Raw genomic sequence first — 21,654 nt, 5'->3', positions numbered from 1 at the left:
CCAGCTGCGTCGTAAGTTCCCACACGAATTGCTTGATTCCTTGTCGAAGACGATAGCAGCCTGCATATAGGTCTGTAGCTCAGTTGGTTAGAGCGCACCCCTGATAAGGGTGAGGTCGGCAGTTCAAATCTGCCCAGACCTACCAGTTCCCTGGGGCCATAGCTCAGCTGGGAGAGCGCCTGCCTTGCACGCAGGAGGTCAGCGGTTCGATCCCGCTTGGCTCCACCATATTCTGGTTGTCGTTTACTGCTTAGAAAGCAGAAATGAATGTTCGCGAGACGAACCTTGATTTCTGGTTTTTACCAGATCGTTCTTTAAAAATTCGGATGTGAAACAAGATTTAGACTGTGGACCACTTTCACTGGTGGACCATAGGCTAAGGCAAAGAAAGTTTGTTTTTTCAAGCTTTCGGCGAATGTCGTCTTCACAGTATAACCAGATAGCTTGGGGTTATATGGTCAAGTGAAGAAGCGCATACGGTGGATGCCTTGGCAGTCAGAGGCGATGAAAGACGTGGTAGCCTGCGATAAGCTTCGGGGAGTCGGCAAACAGACTGTGATCCGGAGATCTCTGAATGGGGGAACCCACTCAGCATAAGCTGAGTATCCTGCACTGAATACATAGGTGCAGGAGGCGAACCAGGGGAACTGAAACATCTAAGTACCCTGAGGAATAGAAATCAACCGAGATTCCCTTAGTAGTGGCGAGCGAACGGGGACCAGCCCTTAAGTGGCTTTGAGATTAGCGGAACGCTCTGGAAAGTGCGGCCATAGTGGGTGATAGCCCCGTACGCGAAAATCTCTTGGCCATGAAATCGAGTAGGACGGGGCACGAGAAACCTTGTCTGAACATGGGGGGACCATCCTCCAAGGCTAAATACTACTGACTGACCGATAGTGAACCAGTACCGTGAGGGAAAGGCGAAAAGAACCGCGGAGAGCGGAGTGAAATAGAACCTGAAACCGTATGCGTACAAGCAGTGGGAGCCTACTTTGTTAGGTGACTGCGTACCTTTTGTATAATGGGTCAGCGACTTATATTCAGTGGCAAGCTTAACCGTATAGGGGAGGCGTAGCGAAAGCGAGTCTTAATAGGGCGATCAGTCGCTGGGTATAGACCCGAAACCGGGCGATCTATCCATGGGCAGGTTGAAGGTTAGGTAACACTGACTGGAGGACCGAACCGACTACCGTTGAAAAGTTAGCGGATGACCTGTGGATCGGAGTGAAAGGCTAATCAAGCTCGGAGATAGCTGGTTCTCCTCGAAAGCTATTTAGGTAGCGCCTCACGTATCACTCCAGGGGGTAGAGCACTGTTTCGGCTAGGGGGTCATCCCGACTTACCAAACCGATGCAAACTCCGAATACCTGGAAGTGCCGAGCGTGGGAGACACACGGCGGGTGCTAACGTCCGTCGTGAAAAGGGAAACAACCCAGACCGTCAGCTAAGGTCCCAAAGTCATGGTTAAGTGGGAAACGATGTGGGAAGGCTTAGACAGCTAGGAGGTTGGCTTAGAAGCAGCCACCCTTTAAAGAAAGCGTAATAGCTCACTAGTCGAGTCGGCCTGCGCGGAAGATGTAACGGGGCTCAAACCATGCACCGAAGCTACGGGTGTCATCTTTGATGACGCGGTAGAGGAGCGTTCTGTAAGCCTGTGAAGGTGAGTTGAGAAGCTTGCTGGAGGTATCAGAAGTGCGAATGCTGACATGAGTAACGACAATGGGAGTGAAAAACTCCCACGCCGAAAGACCAAGGTTTCCTGCGCAACGTTAATCGACGCAGGGTTAGTCGGTCCCTAAGGCGAGGCTGAAAAGCGTAGTCGATGGAAAACAGGTTAATATTCCTGTACTTCCGGTTATTGCGATGGAGGGACGGAGAAGGCTAGGCCAGCCTGGCGTTGGTTGTCCAGGTTTAAGGTGGTAGGCTGGGATCTTAGGCAAATCCGGGATCCCAAGGCCGAGAGCTGATGACGAGCGTTCTTAGAACGCGAAGTGGTTGATGCCATGCTTCCAGGAAAAGCTCCTAAGCTTCAGATAATCGGGAACCGTACCCCAAACCGACACAGGTGGTTAGGTAGAGAATACCAAGGCGCTTGAGAGAACTCGGGTGAAGGAACTAGGCAAAATGGCACCGTAACTTCGGGAGAAGGTGCGCCGGTGAGGGTGAAGGACTTGCTCCGTAAGCCCATGCCGGTCGAAGATACCAGGCCGCTGCGACTGTTTATTAAAAACACAGCACTCTGCAAACACGAAAGTGGACGTATAGGGTGTGACGCCTGCCCGGTGCCGGAAGGTTAATTGATGGGGTTAGCGCAAGCGAAGCTCTTGATCGAAGCCCCGGTAAACGGCGGCCGTAACTATAACGGTCCTAAGGTAGCGAAATTCCTTGTCGGGTAAGTTCCGACCTGCACGAATGGCGTAACGATGGCGGCGCTGTCTCCACCCGAGACTCAGTGAAATTGAAATCGCTGTGAAGATGCAGTGTATCCGCGGCTAGACGGAAAGACCCCGTGAACCTTTACTATAGCTTTGCACTGGACTTTGAACTTGCTTGTGTAGGATAGGTGGGAGGCTGTGAAGCGTGGACGCCAGTCTGCGTGGAGCCATCCTTGAAATACCACCCTGGCAACTTTGAGGTTCTAACTCAGGTCCGTTATCCGGATCGAGGACAGTGTATGGTGGGTAGTTTGACTGGGGCGGTCTCCTCCCAAAGAGTAACGGAGGAGTACGAAGGTGCGCTCAGACCGGTCGGAAATCGGTCGCAGAGTATAAAGGCAAAAGCGCGCTTGACTGCGAGACCCACACGTCGAGCAGGTACGAAAGTAGGTCTTAGTGATCCGGTGGTTCTGTATGGAAGGGCCATCGCTCAACGGATAAAAGGTACTCCGGGGATAACAGGCTGATACCGCCCAAGAGTTCATATCGACGGCGGTGTTTGGCACCTCGATGTCGGCTCATCACATCCTGGGGCTGAAGCCGGTCCCAAGGGTATGGCTGTTCGCCATTTAAAGTGGTACGCGAGCTGGGTTTAGAACGTCGTGAGACAGTTCGGTCCCTATCTGCCGTGGACGTTTGAGATTTGAGAGGGGCTGCTCCTAGTACGAGAGGACCGGAGTGGACGAACCTCTGGTGTTCCGGTTGTCACGCCAGTGGCACTGCCGGGTAGCTATGTTCGGAAGAGATAACCGCTGAAAGCATCTAAGCGGGAAACTCGCCTCAAGATGAGATCTCACTGGGATCTTGAATCCCCTAAAGGGCCGTCGAAGACTACGACGTTGATAGGTGGGGTGTGTAAGCGCTGTGAGGCGTTGAGCTAACCCATACTAATTGCCCGTGAGGCTTGACCATATAACACCCAAGCCATCTGCACCGCAGTGGCGGTGTGTGAAGACGCAACAGCCGAAAGCTGGAAAACAAACTGCCGCTTGTTTCACAACCGAATTTGCTGGAACGCCGCAAGGCGCGCCGGCCACCGAATTTCTTGACGACCATAGAGTGTTGGAACCACCTGATCCCATCCCGAACTCAGCAGTGAAACGACACATCGCCGATGGTAGTGTGGGGCTTCCCCATGTGAGAGTAGGTCATCGTCAAGATTAAACACCAAAACCCCTGATCGCTCTGCGGTCAGGGGTTTTGCTTTTAAGTAGAGATATTCGACTTCGCTGGCACGTCCTCGACGGGCCGAGCTACAGAATTTCTTGACGACCATAGAGCGCTGGAACCACCTGATCCCATCCCGAACTCAGCAGTGAAACGGTGCATCGCCGATGGTAGTGTGGGGCTTCCCCATGTGAGAGTAGGTCATCGTCAAGATTCAATTCCGAAACCCCTGATCGCACCGCGGTCAGGGGTTTTGTCTTTTCTGGCCGTTAAAAAGCCGGCCTCTGTCGCCAGGGCCGGCTGCAGATCACGCCATCAATCAGAACTCATAGCTGACCGTCGCGCTGACGTTGCGCTCTTCGCCCATGTAGCAGTAGCTCAGGCTGGCACAGGACGCGATGTAGCTTTCGTTGGTGAGATTATTGGCGTTGAGCCGCACATCCACACCCTTGAGTCCGACCTTGCCCAAGTCATAGCCCAGCGAGGCATCGAACAGCGTATAGGACGGCACCTTCATGGTGTTCTCGGCGTCAACCCAGCTGTAACCCACATAACGCACGCCGGCACCCACGCGCAGGCCATCCAGTGCACCCTGGTCGAAGCGGTAATCACCCCACAACGAGGCCATGTGCCGAGGTGCCTGGGTGGGGGAGTTGCCCTTGTTCTCGATGACATTGCCTGGCGAACTCAAGGTGCTGATCATCGACTTGGAATATTCGATGTCGGTGAAGCTGTAGCTGCCCAGCAACTTGAACCGCTCGCTCAGCTGCATGTGTGCCTCCAGTTCCACACCCTGCGAACGCACAGCGCCCACGGGCCGGTAGAAGTTCTCCTGCGGCAGCTTGGAAGCCAGGTTCTCCTGGTCGATCCGGAACACCGAAGCGGTGAACAGGTTGTCCGTACCCGGTGGCTGATACTTGATGCCGGCTTCCCACTGCTTGCCGTCGGTCGGTGCCAGCGGGTTACCGTCGGCGTCGGCATAGGAGTTGGGATTGAACGACTCGGAATAGCTCAGGTACGGCGCGATGCCGTTATCGAACAGGTACAGCACGCCCACACGCCCGGTCAGCTTGGTGCGGTCGTCCTCGCGCTGGGTGCCCAGCGGCCGCGAGGCTTCGGCCAAGCGGTTTTCTTCGGAGCTTTTCACCCAGTCCTGGCGCAGGCCCAGAGAGAAGCGCCAGCTATCCAGCTCGACGAGATCCTGGGCGTACACGCCGGTCTGTTCCAGGCGGCGCAGGTAGCGCGTCGGGCTGTAGTAACTGATCTCACTGTTGCCATACACAGGATTGAAAGCATCGAGCGGTGATGCCGCTCCGCTGGTCCAGTCCACCACGGTCTTGCGTCGCTGGTAGTCCGCGCCGAACAGCGCCGTGTGCTTGGCCGTACCGGTGAAGAATTCGGCCTGCAGCATGTTGTCGACGATGAACGAATGCAGCTTTTCGCGACCGCTTGAGTAATAGCGGTTCAGCTCGTTGCTGGTGGGGCTGGTATAGCCATAGGCGTAGACCTGACGGTTATCGACGTCCGAATCCAGGTAGCGGAAGTTCTGCCGCGCGGTGAAGACGTCATTGAAGCGGTGTTCGAACTGATAGCCGAACGACTGCTGATCGCGACGGTAGCGATCGACCCCTGGCTCGCCGTCGAAGAAGTGCTCCGAGATGCGCTGGCCATTGCGCGGGTGCAGCGCACCATCGGCCGGCACGCCGCCGTGGTAGCCGCCCTCCGGGTCATGCTGCAGGTAGGCCTGCAGGGTCAGCGAGGTGTCTTCGCTGAAGTCGATGCTCAGGCTCGGTGCCAGCGCATAGCGTTTTTCTTCGACATGGTCGAACTGCGTGTCGGAACGGTCGGTGAGCCCGACCAGGCGATAGGCGATGCGCTTGTCATCGTCCAGCGGGCCACTGAAGTCAAAGCCCAGGCCGCGCTGGCCCTGAGTACCCACCGTCGCCTGGATCTGGTGGTAGTCCTCGTAAAGCGGCTTCTTGCTGGTCAGCGCGACCAGCCCACCGGGTGAACTGCGGCCGTAGAGCACCGACGACGGTCCCTTGAGGACATCGATGCGCTCCAAGAAGTACGGGTCTACCTGCATGGTGCTGTAGGTGCCGCTGTCGCCCATCGACTTCAGGCCGTCGAGGTAGATGTTGTCTACCGAGCCATCGTTGAAACCGCGCAACGCCACGTAGTCGTAGCGATGCGTCGCACCATAGGGATTGGTCAGCACGCCGGGGGTGTAGCGCATGGCTTCGGCGACATTCTGCGAGCCCTGATCGTCCATCTGCTCGCGGGTCACTACCGACACCGACTGCGAAGTCTCCAGCAGGCTGGTGCTGGTCTTGGTCGCCACCTGGCTGTGCGTGGCGCTGTAACCAGCGGCACTGCCCAATGCATTGCCCAGCGTAAAGCCGCGGATGTCCGTGGCTGGCAGCGACAGGGCATCGGCCTGCAGCTGGCTGAGGACATAGTGGCTGCCATCGGCAGAAACGGCCTGCAGGCCGGTGCCCTGCAGCAGCCGTTGCAGGGCCTGGTCGGTCGAGTAGCTGCCTTGCAGGTCAGCCGATTGCTTGCCCGCCGTCTGCGTCGGAGTCGTGGACAGCGTAATGCCCGCCTGCCGGGCGAACTGGTTCAAGGCCTCTCCCAAGGGCGCTGCCGGCACCGAATAGCTGCGTATGGCGCTGGCAGCCTCGGGCTGGGCATGAACGCTCAGAGGCAGGAGCGTGACGCCCAGGGTCGAACACAGCAAGGCGGCCTGAATCGCCATGCCCAGCGCGGAGCGGACGGGTCGTGGAGCGTCGCAGGGTGAAGGGATATACATCGGGTTCATGGGCATTCCATGCAGAGCGGTTGGGATAATGAGGTTGCTACTCATTCCCATGCCGAGACAGGACGGCAAACCCGCCAAAAAATCAGGCCTGACCTTGTACGCTGACCCACCAGCGGGTCCGGTAGGCCAGGCGCACCGGCAGCGTGCGTGGCAGCACCGCCAGCAACCGGTCGGTGTCATCGAGCCGGTAGACGCCAGACAGGCGCAGGTCGGCGACCTCAGCGGCGCAGCCGAGGTAGCCGTGACGATAACGCGCCACTTCAGCGAGGAAATCGGCCAGGCGTATGCCACGGGTGACGATCAGGCCATCGGCCCAGGCCTCTGGCTCCATGTCCAGGCTCGTCAGGCGACGCAAGCCTTGTGCGTCGAGGCGATAATGCTCGCCCTTGCCGACCTCAAGCAGCGATTGGCCAGGCACGCTCAGGCGTACCGTGCCCTCCAGCACACTGAGCTGCTTGTAGCTGCTGTCCTGGCGCAATACCAGGCGCCCGGCAGGCACTTCCAGGTGCATACCCCGGGTTGCCACCTGCATGGGGCGGGTACAGCCGAGTAGCATCTCCCCGCGTTCCAGGAACAGGTCATGCGCGTCGCGGCGATTCACCGCGCTGTCGGTGTTCAGGCGCAAGCGCCCGCCGTCTGCCAGCGGGTAGTCACTGCACTGGCCCACTGCCGTGGCGAAGTCAGCCGTCCACACGCGCCACGGCGTCGCATCGCGGCTCAGCCAGGCACCGGTGCCGAGCACCAGGCCTGCGCTCAACAGCTTCAGGGCACGCCGTCGGTCGAGGCGGCGTGCGCTGCCTTCCAGGGTGTCGTAGGCCATGCCGGCAGGCAGCTGGCCGAAGGTGCCGTCCAGTTCCTGGCTCATGGCTTTCACCCGCTGCCAGGCCAGTTCATGGCAGGCATCTGCCGCGCGCCATTGTCGGCATTGCTCGTGCAGTTCAGGGGGCGCCGTGCCCTTGAGGCGCAGTGACCATTCAATGGCCTTGCGCACAACGGAGGCAGGAGGTTGAAGCCCGGCGTTCACGTCTCGTACCGCAGCACATAGCAGCGATACAGGGCATCGGCGATGTAGCGCTCCACGCTGCGCAGCGAGACGCCCAGGCGTTCGGCGATCTGCCGCTGGGTCAGGCCTTCGCACTGGGCCAGCAGGAAGGCCTGGCGTGCCTTGGGCTTGAGGCCGTCGAGCATCTGCGCGATGCCCTGCAGCAGCTCCAGGATCAGCTCGCGGGTTTCCGGCGACGGCGTCTCGTGGGCGGGCAGGTGGGCGATGGATTCCAGCCAGGCGCGGTGCAGTTCTTCACGTCGCCAGTGGTCGATGACCAGGCCGCGTGCCACGGTACGCAAAAAGGCCCGAGGGGCCTTGAGTTCCAGCAGTTCGTGGCGATTGCACAGGCGCACGAAGGTGTCCTGCGCCAGGTCGGCGGCATCGGCCGCGTTGCCCAGGCGATTGCGCAGCCAGGCATGCAGCCAGCCGTGGTGCTCGTTGTAGAGATGATGCAGGGCCTGGTGGTGGGCAGACATCGTGAAGCCGCGCTCGCGGTGTAAATGATAATGACTTGCATTGTGTTGGCGCTGACCACAATTTGCAACCTGAAACCGCCCGCAGCCTTCCGGCCACGGGCGATGTCACCTCAGGCGAACAGACTACGCAGGTTGCCCATGGCCGTATCGGCGAAGCCTTGCAGGAAGGCCGCGAAGCCTGCCAGATCCTGCTCGCTGCCCGGCAACGGGTCGGCGACGATGGTCCAGGTGACCTGGCAGCCCTCCAGCGACTGCGGTTCCACGGCCATCGAGGCCCACAGGTTGCCGACCGGCAGGCTGGTGTGGATCAGTGTCCAGGTCATGTAGCGGGCCTGCTCGTCACGCGAGTTCAACTGCTCGATGGCGACGTTGCCATCCTTGAAGCGCTTGTGACGCACCGCGCCAGGTCCCTGGCCAATCACTTCGGTGCTGGCCAGACCCGGCACGAAGGCCTGGAAGCCGCCGAAGTCGCCGGCCACCTGCCAGACACGCTCGGCGTCGGCCGGAACCTGCACGCTGGCCACCACGCGACAGGCCACGGCGTTCTTGATACGGGTGTCGGGTTGCAGTTGGGTGAATACAGTCATGTCGCTCTCCATTTCAGTGTGGGGTGGTTCAGATGAAGTCGATTTCTTTCAGGTAGGCGCAGCCTTTGCTCAGCAGCGCCGGGGTCTTGGCCGGGTAATGCGTGCCCATCTGCTCGATGCCTGCCAGGGCGTTGCGGTACTCGATCATCGAGATGTCGCCGATGTCCTCCTCGAAACCGTCGAGGTAGAAGCCCAGCACGCCGAACAGCGCGTTGTCGCTGTCGACTCGCTCCAGCTGCGCCTGCCATTGCGCCACGCTGACCAGCTCGAAGGCCCGCCCGGCCTCGCGGAAGGCCTGCACGTAACGGTCCCAGCTCAGGGGTTCGGGGTTATGCAGGTTGAACACCGCGCGTTCGGGCTGATAACGGCTGGCGTGGAAGCCGATGAAGCGCGCCAGGAAGTCCACCGGCATCAGGTCGAAGTTGATCGCGAAGTCCGGCACCTGACCCAGTTGCAGCGAGCCTTTGAGCATCAGCATCAGGCGGTTCTTCTGCGGCTGGCAGACGCCGGTGACGCTGTTGAAGGCGATGTTGCCGGGCCGGTAGATGTTGGCCCAGACCCCTTGCGCGCGGGCCTGCTCGACGATGCGTTCGGCCACCCACTTGGACAGGTTGTAGCCGTTCCTGATGTAGATCGGCGCCGTGGCGGCGGCCGGAGCCTCCAGCACGCGGCCGGCGGCATCCACGGCACTGCATGCCGACAGGGTGGAGACGAAATTGAAGACCTTCTTGCGCTGCCCCTCGCACAGCTTCAAGCACTCGTAGACCGGCGCCACGTTGTCTCGCGCCAGGCTCTCGTAGTCCTGCACATGGTTGACGTTGGCGGCGTTGTGCACCAGCGCGCCGAATTCACGGTCCAGGCGCTGGTACACCTCGGCGGCCAGGCCCAGCCGCGGCTGGGTGACGTCAGCCGGATAGACCCGCACCCGGCTCATGTCCAGATGCTCCAGACGGTTCTCCCGCAGCGCCTGGGCAAAGCGCTCGGCGGCGCTGAGCCCTGCGCCTTCGCGTACCAGGCAGGCCACTTCGCTAGCCCCCCAGTCGAGCAGTGCCTGCACGATATGCACGCCCAGAAAGCCATTGGCACCGGTGACGATCACCTTGTGCACATCACCCAGCTCGGTGACCGGCCGCACGCTCAGCCGCAGCTCGGCCTGCGCGTCGTGCAGCGCCTGGGCACTGAGCGTGCCGTCGCTGCCCTGGTCGCTGTCGATCAGGCGCGCCAGGGTCTGGATGCTCGGCGCCTCGATGAAACGGTTGATCGGGATGCTGCGCCCGAAGCGCTCGCGCACCCCGAGCAGCAGGCGCGAGAGCAGAATCGAGTGGCCGCCCAGGTTGAAGAAGCTCTCGTCGGTCGAGATGTCAGCGGCCGGCAGTTCCAGCAGTTCGGCCCACAACGCCAGCAGCGCTTGTTCCTGAGCGGTGTGCGGCAGACGCCGCTGGCCGTGTTCGGCCACGCTCACGGGCAGGTCCAGCAGGGCCTTGCGGTCGACCTTGCCGTTGCTGGCGAACGGCAGATGCTCCAGCACCTTGTACAGGGTCGGCTGCATGTAATCCGGCAGGCGGCGCTGCATCTGTTCGCGCAGGGTCTGCAGCGTCGTGGTCAGCTGTGGGTCGTGGGGCTGGGCGACGAAAGCCAGGATGCGTCGCTGGGCGTCCACCACCACGGCCACCTGCCGATACAGCTGGGTGGCGCGCAGGCCATGCTCGATCTCTTCGGGTTCGACCCGAAAGCCACGGATCTTCACCTGGTTGTCACGCCGCCCGGCCAGTTCGATGCCCGCTTCGGTCCAGCGGCCCAGGTCGCCGGTACGGTAGGCGCGCAACCGCCGCCCATCGCCCAGCGGCAGTTCGACATAGCGCTCGGCGGTCAGCTCCGCGTTGCCCAGGTAACCCAGCGCCACGCCGGGACCGGCGATGTACAGCTCGCCCTGGACGTTCTCTGCCACCGGCTGCAGCTGCTCGTCGAGGATCCACACCTGGCTGTTGGCGATTGGCTGGCCAAGGCTGCGGTTGCTGCTGCCGGCTTCGAAGCGCCGCGCGGTCACCAGCACGGTGGCTTCGGTCGGCCCATAGAGGTTGTGAAAACTGCACTGCCCGGCCAGGCGCTCGATGACATAGGGCTCGCAGACATCGCCGCCGGTTACCAGGTGGGTCAGCCCCAAGGGGGCATCAAGCGGCAGCAGGCTGAGCAGCGCCGGTGGCAGGAAGGCATGGCTGATTCCGCTGCGCAGCAGTTCCAGCAGTTGCAGTGGGTCGCGCCGCTGATCGTCGTCGGCCACCACCAGCTCAGCACCGCACAGCAGCGTCGGGAAGATGTCGATCAGCGACGAGTCGAAGCTCAGCGTGGAGAACTGCAACACCCGACTGTGCTCGGACAACGCCACGTAATCGGCATACCAGGCGGTGAAATGGCTGAGGTTGTGCTGGCTGAGCAGCACGCCCTTGGGCTGACCGGTGGTGCCCGAGGTGTACAGCGCCATGCACGGGCTGTCGGCAGACGGCTGGCCGGGCACCCACGGACGCATGCCAGCGGCTGGGTCGATACGGCTGATATCCAGCCCCGGCAGGCTGTCGGCCAAAGGATGCTGACCATCGTGCAACAGCAGCACGGCCCCCGCGTTGTCGAGGATGAACTGCTGGCGCTGCAGCGGCAGGCCGGGGTCCAGCGGCAGGTAGACGGCACCGCTGCCGAGGATCGCCAGCAGGCCGGCGAACAGCGCCGGGCGTTTGGCCAGGCAGATACCCACCACTGGCGCAGCGCTGCCCTGGCGCAGGGTGGCGAGCCGCGGCACCAGGCGCTGCTGGATGGCGCTGCTGAGCGCCTGCAGCTCGGCATAGCTCAGGGTCTGGCCTGCGCAGCTCAGCGCCGGGCGTTCGGCGTGGCGGGCAAAGCTCTGCTCCAGGCGCACGCTCAGTGGCGTACTGGCCTGTTCGAGCAGGCGAGGCTGCGCCGTGCGGTTCAGGCGATGTTGGAACAGCAGGCGCTCCAGCATCTGCAGGCCTTCTGGCCATGGGCTTTGCGCCGGGCCTGTGGCCACGAGGCTGGCGAGGCTGTCGGCATCGCGGGACAGCCGGCTGACCTGCAAGGCCAGCCAATCCACCAGCGTCGCGATGGCCGCATCACGCAACTGACGACCATTGCCGGCCAAGTCCTCGGCCTGCCACTGGCGCAGGACCAGGCGGCCCTGCGCCGGCGTGCCATACCAGCCCAGCAATTCCAGGCGCGGCAGCTCATGGGGGGCTCCTGCCGCGAAGCCGACGCGCAGGCTCAGGCAGTGCTCGGCACGTATGGCAGCCCATTGCTCGTCGCCGATCTCCAGGCTGCCGTCGTCGATGAGCAGGTCCGGCCCCGACACCCTGCTGTCGCGCAGGGTCAGCGGGTCTTCCAGATGCTGCAAGGGGTGGCCGTGCTCCTGCAGCTCCGCATGCAGGGCATGCAGCGCCGGGCTGTGACCGATGAGCAGAATCTGCAGGCGTTTCATGCGCTCACCTCCCGGGCCGGCAGGTAGTCGACCAGCGCCGTGCGCACGCAGGGGCTTTCCAGCATGCTGCTGTTGCGGAAGAAGCGCACGATATTGCCCACCAGCGGGTGATGGGCGTTGATCGGAAAACTCAGCGCCAGGGTCTCGTCCTTGAGCGCCTGCCTGACGCTGTCGGCGACCGGCAGGTGGTCGATCAGCACGAAGTCGAAGCCGTTCTGGATCTCGTTGGTCAGGTACTCGCGGATGAACACCGGCATGATCGCGGCGATCGTTTCGCGGTCGGCCTGCGGTGCGCCTTGCCAGTAGATGCGCACCAGGCGCGTCCAGAACCCCGAGTGTCGGCCTTCGTCGAGCAGGTGGTCGGCCATCAGGCCCTTGACCGACTGCTTGACCGAGTCGTCACGGGCGAAGGCCGCCACGTCGTTGGTCACGGTGTTCTCTGCGATGGACACGCAGATCAGCTCCACGGCGCTGCGCAGGTGCTGCGGCGCGCGCGCCAGTGCGGCAGGAATGGCGCGGCTCAGCTCGATCTCGCCAGGCAGCGGAATCGGCTCGATGCCGGTCAGCGCGATGGTCTGCTGCATGAAGTCCATGGCCACCAGAGCGTGGTAATCCTCGTCCACCACCACGGTCATGGCGTCGTAGCGGCAGGCGAACGGGAAGCGGATGGCAAAGCGATCCTTGGCGATGCTGCGCGCGGTCTTGTCGACGATCTCGGTCTCGAAGATCACCACGTCGTTGATGAATTTGTAGAGGCTCTGCACCAGCGCGTAGTCGCGCAGGTGCGGGCATTCGCGGTTGAAGGTCTCGCTGAGCACCAGTGGCTGGCGGCTCAAGGGGTAGATCAGTCGCGTGTCGTCTTCGACGATGCGCCGCGGGCGGGTGCGGATGGTGGCGCGGGCTTCCCAGGCGTCGACGAACGACACGTAGTCTTCAGCATTCATGATGGCGTCCTTGTGAGCGGGCGGAAGGGTCAGGCGCTGACTTGCATCAGCGACGCACGCAGGGCCTGGCGCAGGTTGTCCCAGAGCGTCATGCGGCTCTCCACTGCGGCGATGGCGGCCTCGTAGACTTCGCGTTCGCGTTGCGCATCGCCGGCCACCAGGCGGGCCAGCAGATGCTCGGCAGCCGGGCCATGGTCTTCGGAATCGACCTCGATGTGCCGCTGCAGGTAATAGCGGAAGGTCGGCGCCTGCGCGGTGCCGATGTCCCACTCGTCGAGGATGGTCTGGAACATCGCCGGGATGACGCTCTCACGGCCATGCAGGAAAGCCGCTGCCACGCTGTGCGCCGGCGCATGCAGGGCGGTGGCCAGGGTCTGGGTGACGAACAGCGCCGCGGCCGGCCCGGCGTTGACCCGCTGCAGGGCGGTGGCGTAGTGCACGCCCTGGCGCTGCAGGTCGATGAAGCGTTCGATCTGGGTGGTGCTGGCGCCGATTTCACGCATCGCGTCCAGGTACAGCTCGAAATGGCTGTAATGGCCATGGTCGAGCCGGTCGTCCGACTCTTCCCCGAGCACGATCTCGTTGATCAGTCGTGCGGCCTGAGGGTCGGCAGGTGGCAGCCAGGGTAACTGGGTGCAGGTCAGTTCCTGCTGCAGGCGTTTGGTCAGCGACATGAAGTCCCACACGGCGAACACATGGGTTTCCATGAAGGCGCGCAAGACCGGCAGCGAATCGATCTCGGAGAAGATCGGGTGACGGCTGAGTTGTTCTTTCTTGCGCTCAAGTAGTGTTTTCTGACAAGTCATGGCGATATCCCGGTAATTGTAAGTGCACGGGAAAGTTGCAACTCTGTATGCCTGTTTCGCACCATTGGCAACATTCCTTGTTGGCAGGCCCGCAAGGGGCAACATGAATAAAGGGCGAGCGAAAGCCGGCGGCCAATTGCCGTCAAATAATCGATTGCGCTGCATTCATATACGCCGTTACGGCATGCTTAAGCCATCAGGGCCTGCGTTTCACGCGGTCTGTGGTATTCGTGGTGATGCTCGAATGCCATGCGATGAGCCACGTGCAAATAAAAGTTAAAGCACTTGTAACAGCCAGGGCAATGTTTTTTTGTATTTATTTAGTTGTGGTTTTATTGGGGCTGAAAGAGCCCGTATAAAACTTCTGAATAAGTTTTACAGGCGCGATAACGACCCTTTCGTTCAATTAAGAACAAAATCGAAGTTGATGAACGAATGCCTCGTTCAGCGTCGCTGTGAACGGTGTGATCTGTCAGGTGATGGTCTCGTGGGGCGGCGGCCGGGCCAGGCCGGTTACCGTGCTCCCCTGGGCAAGAACTCCTTTTGCCGGTTCGTTCGGATCGTTGAACACTGTCCTGCACCACGTGAGCATTTCATGTGCAACCGGGCCGGCTGCCTTGCGGGAGCCGGCCCGGTCAAAGGCGAGTTTGCCCTATTGGCGGTTCAGGCCAAGCGGCGGCGGGAGAAAACAGACGGAAAAGGTCGCAGCGCCAGTGGCTTCAGACCGCTGGCGTCACGATGCAAAGGGCAGGGGGGTCAGGCAGACCCCGGGCATGGCCGCGCAACCGGCGGCCAAGGGGTCAGGCCGGGCTTTTCTTGCGTTGGCGCTTGGGCTTGGTTTCGGCGGCCTTGCTGGCCAGGTAGCGGGTGATGGCCTGCACGGCCCGGTTGAGGTGGTTATGCAACGCCGCCACGATGCTGTCGATGTCCCGGGCCTCGGCGAGCTGCAGCATTTCCCAGTGGTCGTCCTGGGCCAGCTTGCCCAGACCCATGGACGAGAGGTTGAAGCGCAAGAAGCGCTCCTCTTCGTTCAACCCGGCCTCGACCAGGCGCATCAGACGCTTGTTCGGCGCCTTGGCGTACAGGTGCATGTGGAACATGCGGTTGAGGGTGCCGATACGCGAGTAGTCGGTTTCTTCTTCGAGCGCCTCGATGCAGGCGCGTGCCTTGGCGAAATCCTCGGCATCGAGCAGCGGTACCGACAGGCGCAGCGCCTCGGATTCGAACAGGATGCGCAGCGCATAGGCCTCGACGGCATCTTCGGTAATCAGCGGCGCCACCACGGCGCCCTTGTGCAACTCGACCCGTACCAGGGTCTGCGCTTCCAGCTGGCGCAGGGCCTCGCGCACCGGCATGCGGCTGACGCCGAACAGCGTCGCCAGCTCCTGCTGGCGCAGTGCAGTCCCACTGGGCAGTCGGCCATCGAGGATGGCACTGCGCAGCTTCTCTTCGATCACGGCCCTGGCAAGGTGCGCCGGAGGTTGCTCGTTGCCGAGCACCTCATACAAAAAGGCTTCTCTTTCGCTTTTGCGCATCGCCATATTTCTTCGTTAACCTGGCTGAATGGGATCCAATGAACTTGCGGGCAGCCAACAGACTAGCCAAGTTTCGTGCTGTTGACGTTAAAAACACCGCATGACCCGCATTAAAAACACCCGTAGTAAAGCGAGACGCATTCTTAGCATTCAGAGGGCGTTCATCAATACGTGCGGCACATATTTTAATGTCGCTCGTCGGTCTGCTCGATATCAGCATTTACCGACACCGCAGCTGAAGGGCATGGCATCGTGCGGGGCGAGCCCGCACGGCCTGATCGTTCAGCGCGGCAGACGCCCCGAAACGAAATGCTGCACGTCGTTGAAGCCGGGCGTTGAGGCGTGGCCGGGGGTGACCAGCGAATCGATGAAGGCTTCGTCTTCGGCGGTGATCTTCACCTCCTGCGCCTTGAGGTAGCCATCCCACTGCTCCTCGGTACGCGGCCCGACGATGGCCGAGGTCACTGCCCGATTGTTGAGCACCCAGGCGATGGCGAATTCGACCATGCCCACACCCTTGTCGCGCACGTAGGCCTGGATGCGCTGGGCGATCTCCAGCGATTCGCTGCGCCACTCGGTTTCCAGCAGGCGCTTGTCCTGGCGACCGGCACGGCTGTCGCTGGACGGTGCGGCGTTGGGCGCATACTTGCCGCTCAGCACGCCACGTGCCAGTGGGCTGAAGGGCACCACGCCCAGGCCGTGGAAGGCGGCTGCGGTGATCTGCTCGACTTCGGCCTGGCGGTTGACGATGTTGTACAGCGGTTGACTGATCACCGGCTTGTCGACGCCCAGGCGCTGGGCGACGTTGACGATCTCGGCGATGCGCCAGCCGCGGAAGTTCGACACGCCCCAGTAGCGGATCTTGCCCTGGCGGATCAGGTCGCCGATCGCCGAGACCGTCACCTCCAGGGGCGTGTCGTGGTCTTCCTTGTGCAGGTAGTAGATATCGATGTAATCGGTGTCCAGCCGGCTCAGGCTGTTATCGATGGCATTGAAGATGTGCTTGCGGCTCAGCCCGGCACGGTTCGGCACGCCGTCGCTGGGACCCACCGCGACCTTGGTGGCCAGTACCCACTCGCTGCGACGTGCGGCAATCGCCTCGCCGACGATTTCCTCGGAGCGCCCGCCGTTGTACACGTCTGCGGTGTCGATGAAGTTGATGCCCTGATCCCAGGCCTTGTCGATGATGCGCAGCGACTCTTCAGTCCCGGTCTGCTCGCCGAACATCATCGTGCCCAGGGTCAGGGTGGAAACCTTCAGGCCCGATTGGCCCAGTGTGCGGTAGCTCATTGCTCAATACTCTCCATGTCATCGAATTGGCTGGTTGTCAGGCGGGCAGTGCCGGCAGGCCCCATTGCGCCAGGGGCGCTTCGCGCAGGGCGTCCAGCACCAGGTCGGCGTGCTGGTAGCGCTCGCGAGGCATGTTCGAGTCTGGCACGGCCACGGCGCGCATGCCGGCGGCCTTGGCGGCGGTCACGCCGAATGGCGAGTCTTCGAACACCACGCAATCGGCGGGGTCCACGCCCAGGCGGCTTGCGGCGACCAGGAAGATGTCCGGCGCCGGCTTGGCCGCCGTTACCTCGGGGTCATCGGCCGTCACCACAGTGTCGAACAGCTCGAACCAGGCCTGGTGGCGCTCGATCTTGGCGTGGAAGTAATGCACCGATGAACTGGTGCCCACCGCGATGGGAATGCCGTGGGCGGCCAAATGGCGAACCAGGGCCTCGGCACCCGGCATCGCCGGGCTGTGCGGAAAGCGCTCTTCGAGCATCGGCTGGCGCATTTCGAGAAACTCGTCCACCGAAATCGGCAGTTGCAGGGTGTCGATGATGTAGGCCGAGAAGTCCCGGGCGCCGCGCCCGATGGTGTTCTGTTTGACGGCCCAGTCGAAGGCTTTGCCGTAACGGCGGGTAATCAGCTCGGTGACCTCGGTATAGATGCCCTCGGTATCCAGCAACAACCCGTCCATATCGAAGATCACGGCCTTGACTGGCCGGCTGTCGTCTTGCCACGTGGTCATTCAGTCGGTCTCCTGTCAGTGCGCGCCCAGCCTAACGCGATGACGGCGAAACTGGCTAGCCGTGGCCGCTGTGGGCAATGTGCAACCAAAGTCACGGCTGCGTGTCGAAGCGCGCATTCAGGCAAGGTTTTCGGGCCAGTGAGCGGCGGCGAATGGTAATCTCGTCGGGTTTTCGCCGGGGCCTGGGGGTCAGCCCTGGCAGCCGCCGACAGCGGCTTCACTCCACCATCAGAACGGACATCTTCAGGTCGACATGAATAAATCAGCAGCTATCGCGGCAGGCGTGGTCATCGTTGTGGGCGCACTGGCCACCGGGGGCGCCTGGTACACCGGCCAGCAACTGCCGGGCGTGCTCAACGAGTCCATCGCCAAGGGCAACCAGGAGCTGACCAAGGCCTTCGCCAGCAGCCAGTACAAGGGCAACATCCAGCTGGAGTCGCTGGAAAGCGGCCTGTTCAGCAGCACGGCCCATTACCGCACGACCTTCCAGGCGCTGGACGAAAACGGCCAGCCGCACACCCTGGAAATGAAGTTCGTCGACCGCATCGAGCATGGCCCGCTGCCGCTGTCGCGCCTGGCTTCGCTGAAGCTGCTGCCGGTCATGGCGGTCAGCAACCTGGAAGTGGAAAAGACCCCGGACACCGAAAAGTGGTTCGCCATGAGCAACGGCAAGGTGCCTTTCACCGGGCGTGGCAGCATTGGCTATGACCGCTCCCTCAACGGCCATTTCGAGTTCGCGCCGCTGCAGTACAAAGACAGCGATGGCGAATTCGCCTTCTCGGGCCTGAGCTTCGACACCGAGGCGTCGGGTGATGCCGAGAAGCTCAAGGTCACCGGCAACATGGACAACCTGCAGCTCAACGTGCAGTCCCCGGATGGCCCGGTGGCGCTGCAGGCCAAGGGCATGAGCTTCGACAGCGGTGGCACCAAGGGCAAGGCCGGCTTCTACCTCGGGCACAGCAACGTCAAGATCGACCAGCTGGTGTTCCAGCCAGTGGGGCGCCCGGCCGTGCAGCTGGAGCAGTTCACCAACACCAACCTGATGCAGGAAGATGCCGACAAGCTGGCCGCGCAGGTCAACTATGACATCGGCAAGCTCTCCTACAGCGGCAAGGAAATCGGTGCCGCGCACCTGGGGCTGCGTTTCGGCAACCTCGATGTCGCCGCCACCCGCTCGCTGTACCAGCTGTTCCAGGAGAAGATCGTACCGGCGCAGCAGGCCGCGGCGGCTGCCGAAGAGCCTCTGGAGCTGAACCTCAGTGCCGCCGACCAGGCCCTGCTGGATGCCGAGATGCGCAAGCTGCTGGCCGGCAAGCCGCACATCGAGCTGGAGAAGTTCTCGCTCAAGACCGCCAACGGCGAAAGCCACGCGCACCTTAGCATCGACCTGGCCGACCCGGGCGACTTCGATCAGCCGCAGGATGAACTGGTCAGCAAGAGCCTGAGCCAGCTCAGCGCCCGCGTGGTGCTGTCCAAGCCGATGATCCAGGACATCGTCGGCCTGCAGGCCAGCCTGCAAGGCGTCACCGATCCCAAGGAAATCGCCGAGCAGGGCAAGGCGGTGAGCGAGATGGCCGCCGTCATGGCCCAGGGCATGCAGCTGGCCAAGGTCGAGGGCGATGAAATCGTTTCTACCCTGCAGTACGCCAACGACAGCGTCGACTTCAACGGCCAGAAGATGACCCCCGAGCAGTTCATGACCTTCGTCATGGCCAACTCGGGCATGCTGGGCGCCCAGTAAGCGCTGCCTGCCGCCAGGGCCGCTCAGGCCCTGGCACCTTCCTCCTGCAACATCCTGCGGATCACCTCCGTAGCCTGGTAATACACCGGCCAGTAATGATCGTTGTGGCAATACGGACGCACCGCCAGGGTAAGGTTGTCGGCGTTCGCCGCCGCCACCTGTACGTCGACCTTGGGCGTGGCCAGCACATTGGGAATGGCCTGCAGCCGCTCGGTCAGGCGGGCGATGGTCTGCTGCTCATCGACGCTGGCCGGCAGCGTGGCGCTCAGTTCCACGCGGCGGTAGTCGTTGGTCGAGTAATTGATGATGTTGCTCGACAGGATCTTGTTGTTGCCCACCAGCACCCGTACGTTCTCCGCCGTGTCGATAGCGGTGACGAACAGCCCGATCTCGTCGACCCGGCCGCTTACATCGGCTATGGCGATCACGTCACCGACCTTGAAGGGCCGCAGCACGATGATGAAGCCGCCGGCCGCGAGGTTGGCCAACAGGCCCGACCAGGCCATGCCGATGGCCAGGCCCACCGCCGCCAGCAGGGCCGCGAAGCTGGTGGTCTCGATGCCGAAGTAACTGAGAATGGCCACCACCAGGATGATGTTCAGCGTCACGGTGACGAACGAGCCCAGGTAGCGCAGTACGGTAGGGTCGAACTTCTGCCGGGTCAGCGAACGCTGCAGCATGCGCACCAGCATGCCGATCGACCAGCGCCCGACGATCCACAACAGCGCCGCGACCAGCAGCTTCAGGCCAATGGCCGCGCCGTATTGCACGACCATGTTGAGCAACGCATTGACCTTGTCGGTTCCGATGTTGATGACATTCAACGCATCCATGGGTGGCACCTCCGCAGGTAATGCCACGCGGTGTCATGCCCGGCGAGGCCCGCGCGACGGAACCCTACATTGTGCAAAGGCGCGGGCGAACATCTACTGACAGTTTTGACAGGTGGCCAACTGCCCGGTCGCCGTGGGCACCAGGCCCGGCTGGCGAGCGTGGCTCAGTTGCAGCAGCACCCGGGCGATGAACGCCTGGCCGTCGTCCTGCGTGGTGTCGATGACGAACTCGGGGGTCAATGGGGCTTCGTAGGGGCTGTCGATGCCGGTGAACTGGCGGATGCGTCCCTGCCGTGCGGCGCGGTACAGCCCCTTGGGGTCGCGGCGTGCGCATTCGGCCAGGGGCGTGCTGACATGCACCTCGATGAACGCGCCTTCCGCCAGGTGCTGGCGCACGCGGTCACGGTCGGCGCGAAACGGCGAGATCGCCGAGACGATGACGATCAGCCCGGCATCCACCATCAACCGGGCAGCCTCGCCCATGCGCCGCACGTTCTCATGGCGGTCGGCCTCTGACATGCCCAGGTCCTGGCACAGCCCCTGGCGCACCTGGTCGCCGTCAAGCAGGTAGCTATGCAGGCCTGCGTCATGCAGGGCCTGATCCAGGCGGTCGGCCAGGGTCGACTTGCCGGCACCGGACAACCCGGTGAACCAGATGCAGCAGGCCTGCTGCTGCTTGAGGGCCTGGCGCATTGCCTGGTCCACGGCCATGGGCGGGGCAACCAGCAGGGGGCGTGGCTCATTCATAGCCGAACAACTCATAGTCACGCGCATAGACCTCGCGCACCCGACGCCGGGTCGCAGGGCTGAAAGTCGGCCGGTGTGCGCCGCGCCTGGCCGAGCGGTTCACATGCGGCAACTCGCCCTTGCAGTGCAGGTGGGTGCACAGGGTGCGGAAATCCTCGGCGAGGTTTTCGTGGCGGCCGATGAAGTCCACCTCGATACGGCCCATGGCGTTCTGCAGAAAGTGATACTGCGGGGCGAAATGGATCTGCCGGCTGATGTTCTCTGCGCACAGCCACTGATCGACGAAGGCCTCGAAGCTGGTGTACTGGCTGACCAGTTCGTACGCGGCCTGGTCGCGCTTGCCGCTGGACTGGCGCAAGTACTCAAACGCCGACAGCGCCCGTTGCAGCGGGTCACGCACGAAGCCGAACTTGAAGTAATGCCGGTAGCGCTCGTTGAACTGCTTTTCATACCAGTACAACGGCAGATGCCCGGCCGGATTGCCGCCGAACAACGCCTGCGCCACGCTGCTGCCCGCGCATTTGGGCACATGGATGAACAGGCATTCGAGCTGGTCGAAGGCTTCGGGGAAGCCCTGCCTGCCCGACAACGTCTTGCTCACCACCTGACGGTCGATGACCGAAAGACGTTCGAGCAGCAGCTCACGCTGCGACTTGGGCAGCAGTTTCCAGAGGAGACGATTCATGAGGATGGACCTGTGGCTAATCCATGTAAGGGATAAGCGGCATCCTACCGTTCAGTGAAAGTTCAAGTGTCAAATTTTCATTTAATTTACGTTGGGTTCTGTAGGTAAGAATATGTATTGAATATGTAACGGCTTGGATAACAATGATGAATACACAGATACATTTAGTCCGCGTATGACGGTCGCTGAGCCACGACTCAGTCGATTCACCCGACTAAACTCACGCGTGCTTGCGTGCATTTAAACTCAATACGGGTCAGTTAAACCGGGTAGGAGCGGCTTCAGCCGCGAAGCGACCGCCTGTTCACAAAAAGCTCAGCGACTTTGCACA

General features: G+C 62.0%; 14 protein-coding genes, 2 tRNA genes and 3 rRNA genes. 6 read left to right on the top strand and 13 right to left on the bottom strand.

Features of this window, described 5'->3' with window-relative positions:
- Nucleotides 1–68: 68 nt before the first annotated feature.
- The 5 genes from RRX38_RS15560 (at nt 69) to rrf (RRX38_RS15540) (ending at nt 3,815) form a co-directional block, all read left to right on the top strand.
- A tRNA-Ile gene (locus RRX38_RS15560) sits at nt 69–145 on the top strand.
- Nucleotides 146–152: 7 nt separating this feature from the next.
- Nucleotides 153–228 (top strand) — tRNA-Ala (locus RRX38_RS15555).
- Nucleotides 229–456: 228 nt separating this feature from the next.
- Nucleotides 457–3,347, top strand: a 23S ribosomal RNA gene (locus tag RRX38_RS15550).
- Between the two features lie 132 nt (nt 3,348–3,479).
- Nucleotides 3,480–3,595: ribosomal RNA gene (gene rrf / locus RRX38_RS15545) — 5S ribosomal RNA — on the top strand.
- A 104-nt stretch (nt 3,596–3,699) separates the two neighbouring features.
- Nucleotides 3,700–3,815 (top strand): 5S ribosomal RNA (rrf, locus tag RRX38_RS15540).
- A 106-nt stretch (nt 3,816–3,921) separates the two neighbouring features.
- On the opposite strand, the gene RRX38_RS15535 is transcribed toward rrf (RRX38_RS15540), so the two are convergent.
- The 10 genes from RRX38_RS15535 to RRX38_RS15490 all read right to left on the bottom strand — a co-directional run bounded on the left by RRX38_RS15535 (nt 3,922) and on the right by RRX38_RS15490 (nt 17,317).
- Complete coding sequence (locus tag RRX38_RS15535) at nt 3,922–6,411, bottom strand: TonB-dependent siderophore receptor (protein ID WP_315962690.1); 2,490 nt, start codon at nt 6,409–6,411, stop codon at nt 3,922–3,924.
- A gap of 91 nt (nt 6,412–6,502) precedes the next feature.
- Nucleotides 6,503–7,411: a DUF4880 domain-containing protein gene (locus RRX38_RS15530; RefSeq protein ID WP_315959836.1), complete on the bottom strand. Its 909-nt coding sequence runs from the start codon at nt 7,409–7,411 to the stop codon at nt 6,503–6,505.
- A gap of 29 nt (nt 7,412–7,440) precedes the next feature.
- On the bottom strand, nt 7,441–7,941 hold the full coding sequence (locus RRX38_RS15525; protein ID WP_315959835.1) for a sigma-70 family RNA polymerase sigma factor: 501 nt from the start codon (nt 7,939–7,941) through the stop codon (nt 7,441–7,443).
- Nucleotides 7,942–8,051: 110 nt separating this feature from the next.
- A complete protein-coding gene (locus RRX38_RS15520; protein WP_315959834.1) occupies nt 8,052–8,528 on the bottom strand; it encodes an SRPBCC family protein in 477 nt (158 codons plus the stop codon).
- 28 nt (nt 8,529–8,556) lie between these two features.
- The gene (locus RRX38_RS15515) at nt 8,557–12,012 is read right to left on the bottom strand and encodes a non-ribosomal peptide synthetase (protein ID WP_315959833.1); all 3,456 of its coding nucleotides are present in this window, start codon (nt 12,010–12,012) and stop codon (nt 8,557–8,559) included.
- Nucleotides 12,009–12,956, bottom strand: coding sequence for a diiron oxygenase (locus RRX38_RS15510; RefSeq protein ID WP_315959832.1), 948 nt, complete (start codon nt 12,954–12,956; stop codon nt 12,009–12,011). The genes RRX38_RS15515 and RRX38_RS15510 overlap by 4 nt, the downstream gene beginning before the upstream one ends.
- Before the next feature lie 29 nt (nt 12,957–12,985).
- Complete coding sequence (locus RRX38_RS15505; protein ID WP_315959831.1) at nt 12,986–13,762, bottom strand: DUF3050 domain-containing protein; 777 nt, start codon at nt 13,760–13,762, stop codon at nt 12,986–12,988.
- Between the two features lie 800 nt (nt 13,763–14,562).
- Nucleotides 14,563–15,297 (bottom strand): GntR family transcriptional regulator, encoded by a 735-nt coding sequence (locus tag RRX38_RS15500; protein ID WP_315959830.1) that lies wholly within the window; start codon nt 15,295–15,297, stop codon nt 14,563–14,565.
- Nucleotides 15,298–15,579: 282 nt separating this feature from the next.
- Nucleotides 15,580–16,587, bottom strand: coding sequence for an aldo/keto reductase (locus RRX38_RS15495; RefSeq protein WP_315959829.1), 1,008 nt, complete (start codon nt 16,585–16,587; stop codon nt 15,580–15,582).
- A gap of 37 nt (nt 16,588–16,624) precedes the next feature.
- Nucleotides 16,625–17,317, bottom strand: a complete 693-nt coding sequence (locus RRX38_RS15490) for an HAD-IA family hydrolase (protein ID WP_315959828.1) — start codon at nt 17,315–17,317, stop codon at nt 16,625–16,627.
- A gap of 253 nt (nt 17,318–17,570) precedes the next feature.
- Here RRX38_RS15490 and RRX38_RS15485 point away from each other — a divergent pair, with 253 nt between their 5' ends.
- Nucleotides 17,571–19,058, top strand: coding sequence for a YdgA family protein (locus RRX38_RS15485; protein WP_315959827.1), 1,488 nt, complete (start codon nt 17,571–17,573; stop codon nt 19,056–19,058).
- Between the two features lie 23 nt (nt 19,059–19,081).
- Here the strand turns inward: RRX38_RS15485 and RRX38_RS15480 are convergent, their stop codons facing one another.
- From RRX38_RS15480 to RRX38_RS15470, 3 genes are all read right to left on the bottom strand, one after another.
- A complete protein-coding gene (locus tag RRX38_RS15480) occupies nt 19,082–19,891 on the bottom strand; it encodes a mechanosensitive ion channel family protein (protein WP_315959826.1) in 810 nt (269 codons plus the stop codon).
- A gap of 93 nt (nt 19,892–19,984) precedes the next feature.
- Nucleotides 19,985–20,638 carry an adenylyl-sulfate kinase gene (gene cysC / locus RRX38_RS15475; RefSeq protein WP_315959825.1) on the bottom strand — a complete coding sequence of 218 codons (654 nt, stop codon included), beginning with the start codon at nt 20,636–20,638 and terminating at the stop codon, nt 19,985–19,987.
- Nucleotides 20,631–21,323 (bottom strand): sulfotransferase family protein, encoded by a 693-nt coding sequence (locus RRX38_RS15470; RefSeq protein ID WP_315959824.1) that lies wholly within the window; start codon nt 21,321–21,323, stop codon nt 20,631–20,633. The genes cysC and RRX38_RS15470 overlap by 8 nt, the downstream gene beginning before the upstream one ends.
- Nucleotides 21,324–21,654 lie beyond the last annotated feature (331 nt).

This window comes from Pseudomonas sp. DTU_2021_1001937_2_SI_NGA_ILE_001 (assembly GCF_032463525.1).
In the GTDB taxonomy this organism is placed as follows: Bacteria; Pseudomonadota; Gammaproteobacteria; order Pseudomonadales; family Pseudomonadaceae; genus Aquipseudomonas.
Note: the sequence above shows the minus strand (reverse complement) of the source record. Positions and strands in the feature narration are given on the sequence as shown.

Coding starts and splice junctions, on each gene's coding strand:
- RRX38_RS15510 (WP_315959832.1), bottom strand. CDS start 12,956: ATGAATGCTGAAGACTACGTGTCGTTCGTCGACGCCTGGGAAGCCCGC.
- RRX38_RS15500 (WP_315959830.1), bottom strand. CDS start 15,297: ATGCGCAAAAGCGAAAGAGAAGCCTTTTTGTATGAGGTGCTCGGCAAC.
- RRX38_RS15515 (WP_315959833.1), bottom strand. CDS start 12,012: ATGAAACGCCTGCAGATTCTGCTCATCGGTCACAGCCCGGCGCTGCAT.
- RRX38_RS15485 (WP_315959827.1), top strand. CDS start 17,571: ATGAATAAATCAGCAGCTATCGCGGCAGGCGTGGTCATCGTTGTGGGC.
- RRX38_RS15470 (WP_315959824.1), bottom strand. CDS start 21,323: ATGAATCGTCTCCTCTGGAAACTGCTGCCCAAGTCGCAGCGTGAGCTG.
- RRX38_RS15525 (WP_315959835.1), bottom strand. CDS start 7,941: ATGTCTGCCCACCACCAGGCCCTGCATCATCTCTACAACGAGCACCAC.
- RRX38_RS15505 (WP_315959831.1), bottom strand. CDS start 13,762: ATGACTTGTCAGAAAACACTACTTGAGCGCAAGAAAGAACAACTCAGC.
- RRX38_RS15490 (WP_315959828.1), bottom strand. CDS start 17,317: ATGACCACGTGGCAAGACGACAGCCGGCCAGTCAAGGCCGTGATCTTC.
- RRX38_RS15480 (WP_315959826.1), bottom strand. CDS start 19,891: ATGGATGCGTTGAATGTCATCAACATCGGAACCGACAAGGTCAATGCG.
- RRX38_RS15520 (WP_315959834.1), bottom strand. CDS start 8,528: ATGACTGTATTCACCCAACTGCAACCCGACACCCGTATCAAGAACGCC.
- RRX38_RS15495 (WP_315959829.1), bottom strand. CDS start 16,587: ATGAGCTACCGCACACTGGGCCAATCGGGCCTGAAGGTTTCCACCCTG.
- cysC (WP_315959825.1), bottom strand. CDS start 20,638: ATGAATGAGCCACGCCCCCTGCTGGTTGCCCCGCCCATGGCCGTGGAC.
- RRX38_RS15535 (WP_315962690.1), bottom strand. CDS start 6,411: ATGTATATCCCTTCACCCTGCGACGCTCCACGACCCGTCCGCTCCGCG.